The following is a 12,257-nucleotide window of genomic DNA, read 5'->3' as shown; positions in this document are numbered from 1 at the left end:
GCTTAGGCAGCGCTGTTTTGGCGGCTTGAACGCTTCAGCAGAATGCTTAGACTGGCTGTCCTTGCTCCCACAAATGTGAGCAAGAGCACTAGAATAGAGCCCGACATCTTATTCAGAATCTATTTATGTCCGATCCCGCCGACGTTCGGCCGCTCGCGAATCTGCCCCTCGATCAGTTGGTTGCTTGCCATGAGTGCGACCTGCTGATGCGCAAGCCGGTGCTCAGTCGAGACGAAAAGGCTCAATGCCCGCGCTGCGGGTATGAGCTCTACGCCCACCGTCATAATGTGGTTGAGCGGAGCCTCGCATTGGTCCTGGCTGCTTTACTGCTCTATGTGCCCGCGAACTTCTTGCCAATCATGCAACTCCATCTGTTGGGGCAAAGCGCCGACGATACGGTGTGGAGTGGTGTGATCGGGCTGTATAGCACCGGAATGCGCGGCATCGCTGTTGTGGTGTTCCTGTGCAGCATGGCTATTCCGCTACTTAAACTGCTATGTCAGCTCGCTGTGCTGCTGAGTATTCGTTGGAATGTCGGTAGGAACTACGGATTGCTCCTCTACCGCATTTATCACCATCTGCGCGATTGGGGCATGCTCGAGGTCTATTTCATGGGTGTGCTGGTCGCTATCGTCAAGCTGCTGGATTTGGCCGAGTTGAGCCTTGGGCTGGGGCTCTTGTGTTTCATCAGTTTGTTGCTGGTCCAGGTCTGGCTTGAAGTGGTGATGTCACCACATCAGATCTGGGTAGCTTTATCTGGAGAGGATTTGCATGCGGGCGATTGATGCAGGGGTCCTGATTTGCGGCGAGTGCCATGAGCTCAATCGTCAGGAGCCTGATACTAGCGCCCAGACGTGTACACGCTGCGGTGCGATCGTTCATGCGCGCCGGCCCAATAGCCTGGCCAGAACCTGGGCCTTGCTGATTACTGCAGCCATTCTTTATATCCCGGCGAACCTGCTACCGATCATGACGGTCAGTACGCTGGGGCAGGGTAGTCCGGACACCATCATGTCCGGCGTCATTACCTTGATGAAGCACGGCATGTTGCCAATTGCTGCCGTGGTGTTCATCGCCAGTATTCTGGTGCCGACCTTCAAGCTGGTGGGCATCGCCTTGTTGCTCTATTCAGTGCAGCGTCATCAACCGTTGTCCGCTCGCCAGCGAATCCTCATGTACCGTTTCATCGAGTTCATCGGGCGCTGGTCGATGCTGGATATCTTCGTCATCGCCATTCTCGTGGCGGTGGTCAACTTTGGTCGCATCGCCAGTGTCGAGGCCAACCTGGGGGCGATTGCCTTTGCCAGTGTGGTGATATTGACGATGTTTGCAGCAGTAACTTTCGATCCCCGACTTATCTGGGATAACACGGAGTCGGACGACGACCATGAGTGATTTGCCTACGGCTAGAACCCGCCCCGCTTCGAATTGGTCGGCTATCTGGATTTTGCCTTTGATCGCGCTGGTCATCGGTGGTTGGCTGGGCTGGCAGGCCTACCGGCAGTCTGGCGTAGATATCGAGGTCCGTTTCGAGAGTGGCGAGGGTATCGTCGCGAACAAGACCGAAGTGGTCTACAAAGGTATGCCGGTCGGTAAGGTAAAGAGCCTGGTGCTGGACGCCAAAGGCAGTAATACCGGTGTAATTGCCACCATCGAGATGAGCTCGGCCGCCGAGCCTCATTTGTTGGCCAATACGCGCTTCTGGCTGGTCAAGCCCAGCGTAACGCTCGCGGGCATTACCGGGCTGGAAACGCTGGTTTCCGGTAACTACATCGCGGTCAGCCCAGGAGATGGAGAGCCAACCAAGCGATTCGTCGCGCTGCCGGAAGCTCCTCCGTTATCCGATAGTGAGCCGGGGCTGCATCTGACGCTCAAGGCCGACCGGCTGGGTTCGCTCAATCGTGACAGTCCGGTGTTCTACAAGCAGATTCAGGTCGGTCGGGTGAAGAGTTACCGGTTGGCAGAAGACCAGGGCACTGTGGAAATCAAGGTTTTCATTGAGCCGGCTTATGCGCCGTTGGTGCGTAAACACACGCGTTTCTGGAATGCCAGCGGCGTCAGCGTCGATGCCAACCTGTCGGGGGTCAAGATCCGCAGTGAATCATTGGCCAGTATTGTGGCGGGCGGCATTGCCTTTGCCACGCCAGAGCACCGCAAGGACAGCCCGCCCACCGACCCGAGCCTGCCGTTCCGGCTGTATGAAGACTTCGATGCTGCCCAGGCCGGGATTCGGGTAAAGGTGAAGCTGAATGACTTCGAGGGGCTCCAGGCTGGCCGTACCCCGGTCATGTACAAGGGCATCCAGGTTGGCTCGCTGAAGGCTCTCAAGGTCGAGAGCGATCTGAACAGTGCGATGGCCGAGCTCACCCTGGACCCGCTGGCGGAAGACTATCTGGTGGAGGGCACTCAATTCTGGGTGGTCAAGCCCTCGATTTCCCTGGCGGGCATCACCGGTCTCGAGGCCTTGGTCAAGGGTAACTACATCGCGATTCGCCCGGGTGATAAAGGGGCATCCCCGCAGCGTGAGTTCGAAGCCCGCGCCAAGGCCCCTCCGCTCGACTTGAAGGCTCCAGGTCTGCACCTGGTGCTGTTCAGCGACAACCTCGGCTCGCTGGAGGTGGGAAGTCCCGTCCTCTACCGGCAAGTGAAGGTGGGTACGGTGCAGAGCTACCAGTTCTCCCGCAAGCAGCAAAAGCGCCTGCTGATTGGCGTGCACATCGAGCCGGAATACGCGGGCCTGGTCAATGGCTCTACACGGTTCTGGAACGCCAGTGGCATTACCCTTACGGGCGGCCTGTCAGGCATACAGATCAAGAGTGAGTCGCTGCAGAGTTTGATGGCAGGAGGGATATCCTTCGATACACCGGTACCGAACGTTGCTCTCAAGCGACGTATTCCTACATTCCGCCTGCACGAGAATCAGGAGGCGGCGAACCTTTCGGGTACCGCGATCACGATCAAGGTGGCTGATGCCGATGGTCTGAAAGTCGGTACGCCTATTCGCTTCAAGGGGTTGGATGTTGGCAAGGTAGAAGGGGTCGACCTGAGTGCAGACTTGCAATCCGTCTTGCTCAAGGCGCGCATAACCGAAGTGCCGGAGCGAATCGCCAGGGTCGGTACCCAGTTCTGGGTGGTCAAGCCAGCGCTCGGTATCGTCAAGACCGAGAACCTGGGCACTCTGGTGACGGGCCAGTATCTGGAAGTGCAGCCTGCGGCCAAGAGCCCGGGCCCGCAGCGTGACTTCGTGGCCTTGCCCGAGAAGCCAGAGGTCCTTGGGCCTCCAGAGGGCCTGGCGCTTGTGCTGAGTGCGGCGCGACGCGGGTCGATCAAGCCTGGCGTGCCTGTGACTTATCGCGAGATACCGGTCGGCAAGGTGACGGGGTTCGAATTGGGGCAGACGGCGGATCGGGTACTGATCCACATCTTGATCGAACCGCGCTACGCGGCGTTGGTTCGGGGCGGCAGTCGCTTCTGGAACAGCAGTGGCTTCGGCTTTGAGCTGGGCCTCTTCAAGGGCGCAACGGTACGGACCGAGTCCTTGGAAACCCTGATCCAGGGCGGTATCGCCTTTGCGACGCCGGATGGTGAACAAATCGGCAAGCCGGCATTACCGCAGCAGACCTTCGCGCTGTTCGACAAGGCAGAAGATGAGTGGCTGCAATGGGCGCCGAAGATCCCGCTCGGTAAGTAATCCGTGCCCGGGCCCGTGGAGTTTTCCGCGGGCCTGGATGTGAATCACACCGCGCTCCCAAGGGTTCTCAGCAAATCGCAGGCAATAAAAAACCGACCCTGAGGTCGGTTTTTTAACAAGCTTGTCGCTTAGGCAGCAGCTTTCAGCGCCTTGATGTGGCCATTCAGACGGCCTTTATGGCGGGCAGCTTTGTTCTTGTGGATGATACCTTTGTCGGCCATACGGTCGATTACAGGTACAGCCAGGGTGTAAGCAGCTTGCGCTTTTTCGGCGTCTTTTGCGTCAATGGCTTTCACTACGTTTTTGATGTAGGTACGAACCATGGAACGCAGGCTGGCGTTGTGGCTGCGACGCTTCTCAGCCTGTTTTGCACGTTTTTTGGCGGAAGGTGAGTTGGCCACCGTCGAGCTCCTCGAAAGACTTGGTAAATAGCAAACAAAATAGGCCGCGAATCATGCCGATGAGTTGACCGGTTGTCAAGGCCGAGGGCGGAGTTCCGCCCAATGGCCAATCTCTCCATCGGGATGATTCCCTTCTGGTGCATGACCTGTAAACTCGGGAGCTTTTGCGCTGCCTCTTTTGCACGGCGCGCAGTATCGCATATCCGGATGGCTTTCGGCCTGCCCTTCATCTATCTGCCATGAAAAACTTTCGATGAATCTGCTCAAATCCCTGGCTGCGGTCAGCTCCATCACCATGGTGTCGCGTGTGCTGGGTTTTGTACGGGACACCATTCTGGCGCGTATTTTCGGTGCTGGAGTCGCAACTGACGCCTTCTTCATTGCCTTCAAGCTGCCCAATCTGTTGCGCCGGATCTTCGCCGAGGGCGCATTTTCCCAGGCATTTGTGCCGATACTGGCCGAATACAAAACCCAGCAGGGTGAAGAAGCGACCCGCACTTTTGTCGCTTATGTCGCCGGCCTGCTGACCCTGGTGCTGGCACTGGTCACTGTGGTCGGCGTGTTGGCCGCCCCTTGGGTGGTCTGGGCTACGGCACCTGGTTTTGTCGATAGCGAGGAAAAGTTTCACCTCACCACCGATCTGTTACGTGTGACTTTTCCTTATATATTGCTGATCTCGCTGTCATCCCTGGCCGGCGCCATCCTCAATACCTGGAACCGTTTTTCGGTGCCGGCGTTCGTGCCAACCCTGCTCAACGTGGCGATGATTTTCTTCGCGTTGTTCCTCACGCCCTATTTCGATCCGCCGGTCATGGCGCTCGGCTGGGCGGTGCTGGCGGGTGGCCTGTTGCAACTGCTTTATCAACTGCCTCATCTGAAAAAGATTGGCATGTTGGTGCTGCCTCGCCTCAATGTCCGCGACACCGGTGTCTGGCGAGTGTTGAAACAAATGCTGCCAGCGATCCTTGGCGTCTCGGTCAGCCAGATCTCGCTGATCATCAACACCATTTTCGCTTCCTTCCTGGTGGCGGGTTCGGTGTCGTGGATGTACTACGCCGACCGCCTTATGGAGTTGCCTTCCGGCGTCCTGGGCGTGGCGCTGGGCACCATCCTCCTGCCGACCCTGGCCAAGACCTACGCCAACAGGGACCGTCAACAGTATTCGCAGATCCTCGACTGGGGGCTGCGCCTGTGTTTCCTGTTGGTGCTGCCGTGTGCCTTGGCCCTGGCGATCCTCTCGGAGCCTTTGACCGTGGCCTTGTTCCAGTACGGCAAGTTCAGCGCGTTCGACGCGCAGATGACCCAGCGTGCGCTGATTGCCTACTCGGTGGGGTTGCTCGGCATCATCCTGATCAAGGTGCTGGCTCCCGGTTTCTATGCGCAGCAGAACATCCGTACTCCGGTGAAGATCGCAATCTTCACCCTGATCTCGACGCAATTGCTCAACCTGGTATTTGTCGGGCCACTGCAGCATGCCGGACTGGCCTTGGCGATCAGCGTCGGTGCCTGCCTCAATGCCGGTCTGTTGTATTGGAAGTTGCGTCAGCAGCGTCTTTTCGAACCTCAACCGGGCTGGGGGCGTTTTCTGTCCAAGCTCGTGATTGCGGTGATTTTGATGTCGGCCGTACTGATCGTTGGCCTGATGTTCATGCCGCCTTGGGCGCAGGGCGATATGTTGATGCGGTTCTTGCGGCTGGGCGCGCTGATTGCGGCCGGCATCCTGACCTATTTCGGCAGCCTGTTCCTGTTCGGCTTCCGCCCCCGGGACTTCGCCCGCAAGGCGCTGCACTGACGGACGGCGCGGGCCGGACGTCGGTTTTGTACGATCCACGTCCTGGCTTCGCGCTGTTGCCTGTCGTCGGCGCCCGGGTGTGGTTATAATCGACCACTTTATGAGCAAGAAGCGCGTTATGCAGCTGGTTCGAGGCCTCCACAACCTTCGCCCCCGGCACCGGGGCTGCGTTGCAACTATCGGCAATTTCGACGGTGTTCACCGCGGCCACCAGGCCATCCTGGCGCGTCTGCGTGAGCGCGCGGTAGAGCTGGGTGTGCCCAGTTGCGTGGTCATTTTCGAGCCACAGCCGCGTGAATATTTCGCTCCGGAAACCGCTCCGGCCCGTCTGGCCCGCCTGCGCGACAAGGTGGCCCTGCTGGCTGCCGAAGGTGTCGACCGGGTGTTGTGCCTGGCGTTCAACCAGCGCCTGAGCAGGCTCAGCGCCAGCGAGTTCGTCGAGACCATCCTGGTCGACGGGCTGGGTGTGAAGCACCTTGAGGTCGGTGACGACTTCCGCTTCGGTTGCGACCGTCTCGGCGACTTCGCCTTCCTGCAGGATGCGGGCAACCGCCATGGCTTCTCCGTCGAGGCGGCACAGACCGTCGAACTCGACGGGCTGCGGGTCAGCAGCACGCAGGTTCGCGATGCACTGGCCGCTGCGGACTTCGTGCTGGCCGAGCGCCTGCTGGGGCGGCCATTCCGCATCAGTGGTCGAGTACTGCACGGACAGAAGCTGGCTCGGCAGTTGGGCACGCCCACCGCCAACGTACAACTCAAGCGCCGTCGTGTGCCGCTGAGCGGGGTCTACCTGGTCAGTGTGCCAATCGATGGCAAGGCTTGGCCCGGTGTTGCCAATATTGGCGTGCGGCCAACCGTTTCCGGGGATGGTAGCGCCCACCTGGAAGTGCATCTGCTGGATTTTGCCGGTGATCTGTATGGCCGGCGCCTTACGGTGGAATTCCACCACAAGCTGCGCGAAGAGCAGCGCTTCGCCTCCCTGGAGGCGCTCAAGTCGGCGATCGATGCGGATATCGCCGCCGCACGTGCCCATTGGCACGCTCAACCGCTAACGAAGAGCCTGAAATGACCGACTATAAAGCCACGCTTAACCTTCCGGACACCGCCTTCCCTATGAAGGCCGGCCTGCCACAGCGCGAACCGCAGATCCTGCAGCGCTGGGACAGTATTGGCCTGTACCGGAAGCTGCGCGAAATTGGCAAGGATCGTCCGAAGTTCGTCCTGCACGACGGCCCGCCCTACGCCAACGGCAAGATCCACATCGGTCACGCGCTCAACAAGATTCTCAAGGACATGATTGTCCGCTCCAAGACCCTGTCCGGCTTCGACGCGCCTTATGTTCCGGGCTGGGACTGCCACGGCCTGCCGATCGAGCACAAGGTCGAAGTCACCCATGGCAAGCACCTGACCGCGGACAAGACCCGCGAGCTGTGCCGTGCCTACGCCGCCGAGCAGATCGAAGGCCAGAAGGCCGAGTTCATCCGTCTGGGCGTGCTGGGCGACTGGGACAACCCGTACAAGACCATGGACTTCGCCAACGAGGCCGGCGAAATCCGTGCCCTGGCTGAAATCGTCAAGCACGGTTTCGTGTTCAAGGGGCTGAAGCCGGTCAACTGGTGCTTCGATTGCGGTTCGGCCCTGGCTGAAGCCGAAGTCGAGTACGCCGACAAGAAATCCCAGACCATCGACGTAGCCTTCAAGGCCGCCGATGAAGACAAGCTGGCCGCCGCCTTCGGCCTGGCTTCGCTGCCCAAGCCGGCTTCCATCGTGATCTGGACCACCACCCCGTGGACCATCCCGGCCAACCAGGCGCTGAACATCCATCCGGAATTCACCTACGCTCTGGTCGACGTCGGCGACAAGCTGCTGGTGCTGGCCGAAGAACTGGTCGAGTCCTGCCTCAAGCGTTACTCGCTGGAAGGTTCGGTCATTGCCACCGCGCCGGGCTCGGCGCTGGAACTGATCAACTTCCGCCATCCGTTCTACGACCGTCTGTCGCCTGTTTACCTCGCCGAATATGTCGAGCTGGGCGCCGGTACTGGCGTGGTGCACTCCGCGCCGGCCTACGGTGAGGACGACTTCGTCACCTGCAAGCGCTACGGCATGGTCAACGACGACATCCTGACCCCGGTGCAGAGCAACGGCGTGTACGTCGACTCGCTGGAGTTCTTCGGCGGCCAGTTCATCTGGAAAGCCAACCCGCACATCGTCGACAAGCTGGCCGAAGTCGGCTCGCTGCTGTTCACCGAAACCATCAGCCACAGCTACATGCACTGCTGGCGCCACAAGTCCGCGCTGATCTACCGCGCCACCGCGCAGTGGTTCGTGGGCATGGACAAGCAGCCGGACACCGGCGACACCCTGCGTGAGCGTGCACTCAAGGCTATCGAAGACACCAAGTTCGTCCCGGCCTGGGGCCAGGCGCGCCTGCATTCGATGATCGCCAACCGTCCTGACTGGTGTATCTCGCGTCAGCGTAACTGGGGTGTTCCGATCCCGTTCTTCCTGAACAAGCAGACCGGCGAACTGCACCCGCGCACCGTCGAACTGATGGAAGAAGTGGCCAAGCGCGTCGAGCAAGAAGGCATCGAGGCCTGGTTCAAGCTGGACGCCGCCGAATTGCTGGGTGAAGAGGCTGCCCAGTACGACAAGATCGCCGACACCCTCGACGTCTGGTTCGACTCCGGCACCACGCACTGGCACGTACTGCGCGGTTCGCACAACATTGGCCACGAAGCCGGTCCGCGCGCCGACCTGTACCTGGAAGGTTCCGACCAGCACCGCGGCTGGTTCCACTCCTCGCTGCTGACCGGTTGCGCGATCGACAACCATGCGCCGTACCGCGAACTGCTGACCCACGGCTTCACCGTCGACGAAAACGGTCGCAAGATGTCCAAGTCGCTGGGTAACACCATCGAGCCGCAGAAGGTCAACGACACCCTGGGCGCCGACATCATGCGTCTGTGGGTTTCGGCCACCGACTACTCCGGCGAGATGGCGGTTTCCGACCAGATCCTGCAGCGCAGCGCCGATGCCTATCGCCGCATCCGCAACACCGCGCGCTTCCTGCTTTCCAACCTGTCCGGCTTCGACCCGGCCCGCGACCTGCTGCCAGCCGAAGACATGCTGGCGCTGGATCGCTGGGCGGTTGACCGTACCCTGCTGCTGCAACGCGAGCTGGAAGAGCACTACAGCGAATACCGTTTCTGGAACGTCTACTCGAAGATCCACAACTTCTGCGTGCAGGAGCTGGGTGGTTTCTACCTGGACATCATCAAGGACCGTCAGTACACCACTGGCACCAACAGCGTTGCCCGTCGTTCTTGCCAGACCGCGCTGTACCACATCTCCGAAGCGCTGGTGCGCTGGATCGCGCCGATCCTGGCGTTCACCGCCGACGAGCTGTGGCAGTACCTGCCGGGCGAGCGCAACGAGTCGGTCATGCTCAACACCTGGTACCAGGGCCTGACTGAGCTGCCGGAAGGCATCGAACTGGATCGTGCCTACTGGGATCGCGTGATGGCGGTGAAGGCCGCGGTCAACAAGGAACTGGAGAACCAGCGTTCGGCCAAGGCCATCGGTGGCAACCTGCAAGCCGAAGTGACCCTGTTCGCCGACGAGTCCCTGGGCAACGATCTGGTCAAGCTGGGCAACGAACTGCGCTTCGTACTGATCACGTCTGCGGCCAGCGTCGCGCCGTTTGTCGAAGCGCCGGCCGATGCCGTGGTTACCGATGTCGCCGGCCTGAAGCTGAAAGTGGTCAAGTCCGGTCACGCCAAGTGCGGCCGTTGCTGGCACTTCCGCGCTGACGTCGGGATCAACCCTGCGCATCCGGAAATCTGCGGTCGTTGCGTCGACAACATCAGCGGCAGCGGTGAGGTGCGTCACTATGCCTAATGTGGCTGCGGGGCGTTTCGGACGCCTTGCCTGGCTCTGGCTGAGCGTGCTGGTCCTGGTCCTTGACCAGGCCAGCAAGTTTTACTTCGAAGGTGCGTTGAGCCTGTACCAGCAGATCGTGGTCATTCCCGACTACTTCAGCTGGACCCTGGCCTACAACACCGGTGCCGCGTTCAGCTTCCTGGCTGACAGCTCCGGCTGGCAGCGCTGGCTGTTTGCCCTGATCGCGGTAGTGGTCAGTGCGGTGCTGGTGGTCTGGCTCAAGCGCCTTGGACGCAACGAAACCTGGCTGGCGGTCGCGCTGGCGCTGGTGCTCGGTGGCGCTCTGGGCAACCTGTACGACCGTATCGTACTGGGCCATGTGGTCGATTTCATTTTGGTGCACTGGCAGAACCGCTGGTACTTCCCGGCCTTCAACCTGGCCGACAGCGCCATTACCGCAGGCGCGGTGATGCTGGCGCTGGATATGTTCAAGAGCAAAAAGTCCGGAGAACCCGTCCATGACTGAAACCCGTATCGGCCAGAACACCGAAGTCACCCTGCACTTCGCACTGCATCTGGAAAACGGCGATACCGTCGACAGCACGTTCGACAAGGCGCCGGCGGTATTCAAAGTGGGCGACGGCAACCTGTTGCCCGGCTTCGAGGCAGCCATCTTTGGCTTCAAGGCGGGCGACAAGCGCAGCGTAGCCGTTGCCCCCGAGAACGCCTTCGGCCAGCCCAACCCGCAGAACGTACAGATCATGCCGCGCTCGCAGTTCCAGGACATGGAGCTGTCCGAGGGCCTGCTGGTCATCTTCAACGACGCGGCCAACGCGGAACTGCCCGGTGTGGTGAAGGCGTTCGACGACGCTCAGGTGACCGTCGACTTCAACCATCCCCTGGCTGGCAAGACCCTGAACTTCGAGGTGGAAATCCTCGAGGTGAAGGCCCTCTGAGCCTGGAGTCCCTCATGCAGATCAAACTCGCCAACCCCCGTGGCTTCTGTGCCGGCGTGGACCGGGCGATCGAAATCGTCAATCGGGCGCTGGAGGTCTTCGGGCCGCCGATCTACGTCCGTCACGAAGTCGTGCACAACAAGTTCGTCGTCGAAGACCTGCGCGCCCGTGGTGCGATCTTCGTCGAAGAGCTGGATCAGGTGCCGGACGACGTCATCGTGATTTTCAGTGCCCATGGCGTTTCCCAGGCCGTGCGCCAGGAAGCGGCCGGACGTGGCCTGAAAGTCTTCGACGCCACGTGTCCGCTGGTGACCAAGGTGCATATCGAAGTGGCGCGCTACAGCCGCGACGGTAAGGAGTGCATCCTCATCGGCCATGCCGGTCACCCGGAAGTCGAAGGCACCATGGGTCAGTACGACACCGCCAATGGCGGCTCCATCTACCTGGTCGAGGATGAAGAAGATGTCGCCCAGCTTGAGGTGCGCAACCCCGAGCAACTGGCCTTCGTGACTCAGACCACGCTGTCGATGGATGACACCAGTCGCGTTATCGATGCGCTGCGCACGCGCTTCCCCAGCATCGGTGGGCCGCGCAAGGACGACATCTGTTACGCCACGCAAAACCGCCAGGACGCGGTCAAGCAATTGGCCGCCGAGTCCGATGTGGTACTGGTGGTCGGCAGCCCGAACAGCTCCAACTCCAACCGCCTGCGCGAGCTGGCGGAGCGCATGTCGACGCCGGCCTACCTGATCGATGGCGCCGAAGACCTGCAACGCAGCTGGTTCGATGGCGTCGAGCGGATCGGTATCACCGCAGGCGCCTCCGCACCGGAAGTGCTGGTGCGCGGCGTGATTCAGCAGTTACGCGATTGGGGCGCCACAGGGGCTCAGGAACTGGACGGTCGCGAGGAGAACGTCACCTTCTCGATGCCCAAGGAACTGCGGGTTCGCCCGATCAACTGAGCTTCGTTTAGCACAAGGGCTTGTTGGTCGGCTCATGCAGCAGGCTGATACGCCCGCTGCGTGATAGCACGATCTGGTACAGGTTTTCCTGCCTGGGCTCCCCGCACACCTGCAGGGACCCGGACAGGAAAGCACCTCCGTGCCGCAACGGCACCCCCAACCCGCTGAAGCGTACCTGTTGGGCGACCGGCTGATTGCCGATAATCCTCACGTGCCCCTTCGCTGAATACTCTCGTAACAATGGTGTGTCGCTCTGTTCGAGCAGCATGCGCCAACCGTTGCCCCAGCCTCCCTCCATTGCTTGAAGCGTGATCACCCGGTTTCGCAGCAAGGCCTCGCTGCGCGCGGCTCTCAGTGCCTGGGCGAGGTGTTTCGCTGCGGCTTGCTGTTGCAGGTCACTGCTCATTTTGCTGTAGGTCGTTGTTCCGAGCTGGGTCAGCAAAGCCACCAGCGCCAGCGCGAACATCATTTGAATCAGTGTTACGCCCTTTTGCTTCACCGTGCGTTCCTCCCTGGAAGTGCTTCTCTGTAGGTTCGACCGTGAACCGGATGGCGTCGAGTCAGCCAGGTTTGCAG

Annotated in this window: 11 protein-coding genes; 9 read left to right on the top strand and 2 right to left on the bottom strand. The window is 60.5% G+C overall.

The annotated features are described in order from the left end of the window. Window positions 1-125 precede the first annotated feature (125 nt). The 3 genes from NTD88_RS20165 to NTD88_RS20155 are packed head-to-tail and all read left to right on the top strand — an operon-like array spanning window position 126 to window position 3,691. A complete protein-coding gene (locus NTD88_RS20165; protein WP_095154370.1) occupies window positions 126-785 on the top strand; it encodes a paraquat-inducible protein A in 660 nt (219 codons plus the stop codon). Then, complete coding sequence (locus NTD88_RS20160; RefSeq protein WP_095154372.1) at window positions 772-1,395, top strand: paraquat-inducible protein A; 624 nt, start codon at window positions 772-774, stop codon at window positions 1,393-1,395. Before NTD88_RS20165 ends, NTD88_RS20160 begins: the two co-directional genes overlap by 14 nt. Continuing rightward, the gene (locus NTD88_RS20155; RefSeq protein WP_095154374.1) at window positions 1,388-3,691 is read left to right on the top strand and encodes a PqiB family protein; all 2,304 of its coding nucleotides are present in this window, start codon (window positions 1,388-1,390) and stop codon (window positions 3,689-3,691) included. The genes NTD88_RS20160 and NTD88_RS20155 overlap by 8 nt, the downstream gene beginning before the upstream one ends. A 128-nt stretch (window positions 3,692-3,819) precedes the next feature. Here the strand turns inward: NTD88_RS20155 and rpsT are convergent, their stop codons facing one another. Continuing rightward, window positions 3,820-4,092, bottom strand: a complete 273-nt coding sequence (gene rpsT, locus NTD88_RS20150; RefSeq protein ID WP_095154376.1) for a 30S ribosomal protein S20 — start codon at window positions 4,090-4,092, stop codon at window positions 3,820-3,822. 253 nt (window positions 4,093-4,345) lie between these two features. On the opposite strand from rpsT, the gene murJ reads away from it, so the two are divergent. The 6 genes from murJ (at window position 4,346) to ispH (ending at window position 11,681) form a co-directional block, all read left to right on the top strand. Next, window positions 4,346-5,884, top strand: a complete 1,539-nt coding sequence (murJ, locus tag NTD88_RS20145; protein ID WP_262154600.1) for a murein biosynthesis integral membrane protein MurJ — start codon at window positions 4,346-4,348, stop codon at window positions 5,882-5,884. 118 nt (window positions 5,885-6,002) lie between these two features. Then, on the top strand, window positions 6,003-6,953 hold the full coding sequence (ribF, locus tag NTD88_RS20140; RefSeq protein ID WP_262128095.1) for a bifunctional riboflavin kinase/FAD synthetase: 951 nt from the start codon (window positions 6,003-6,005) through the stop codon (window positions 6,951-6,953). Continuing rightward, window positions 6,950-9,781: an isoleucine--tRNA ligase gene (ileS, locus tag NTD88_RS20135; RefSeq protein ID WP_095154382.1), complete on the top strand. Its 2,832-nt coding sequence runs from the start codon at window positions 6,950-6,952 to the stop codon at window positions 9,779-9,781. The genes ribF and ileS overlap by 4 nt, the downstream gene beginning before the upstream one ends. After that, window positions 9,774-10,289: a signal peptidase II gene (gene lspA / locus NTD88_RS20130; protein WP_095154383.1), complete on the top strand. Its 516-nt coding sequence runs from the start codon at window positions 9,774-9,776 to the stop codon at window positions 10,287-10,289. The genes ileS and lspA overlap by 8 nt, the downstream gene beginning before the upstream one ends. Then, window positions 10,282-10,719 carry an FKBP-type peptidyl-prolyl cis-trans isomerase gene (gene fkpB, locus NTD88_RS20125; protein WP_110969577.1) on the top strand — a complete coding sequence of 146 codons (438 nt, stop codon included), beginning with the start codon at window positions 10,282-10,284 and terminating at the stop codon, window positions 10,717-10,719. The genes lspA and fkpB overlap by 8 nt, the downstream gene beginning before the upstream one ends. A gap of 14 nt (window positions 10,720-10,733) precedes the next feature. Beyond that, the gene (gene ispH / locus NTD88_RS20120) at window positions 10,734-11,681 is read left to right on the top strand and encodes a 4-hydroxy-3-methylbut-2-enyl diphosphate reductase (protein ID WP_095154386.1); all 948 of its coding nucleotides are present in this window, start codon (window positions 10,734-10,736) and stop codon (window positions 11,679-11,681) included. A gap of 7 nt (window positions 11,682-11,688) precedes the next feature. On the opposite strand, the gene NTD88_RS20115 is transcribed toward ispH, so the two are convergent. Further along, window positions 11,689-12,180, bottom strand: coding sequence for a GspH/FimT family protein (locus tag NTD88_RS20115; RefSeq protein WP_095154387.1), 492 nt, complete (start codon window positions 12,178-12,180; stop codon window positions 11,689-11,691). Between the last annotated feature and the right edge of the window lie 77 nt (window positions 12,181-12,257).

The organism is Pseudomonas sp. 20P_3.2_Bac5 (assembly GCF_025466035.1).
Lineage (GTDB): Bacteria > Pseudomonadota > Gammaproteobacteria > Pseudomonadales > Pseudomonadaceae > Aquipseudomonas.
This window is presented reverse-complemented; position numbering and strand designations above follow the sequence as displayed.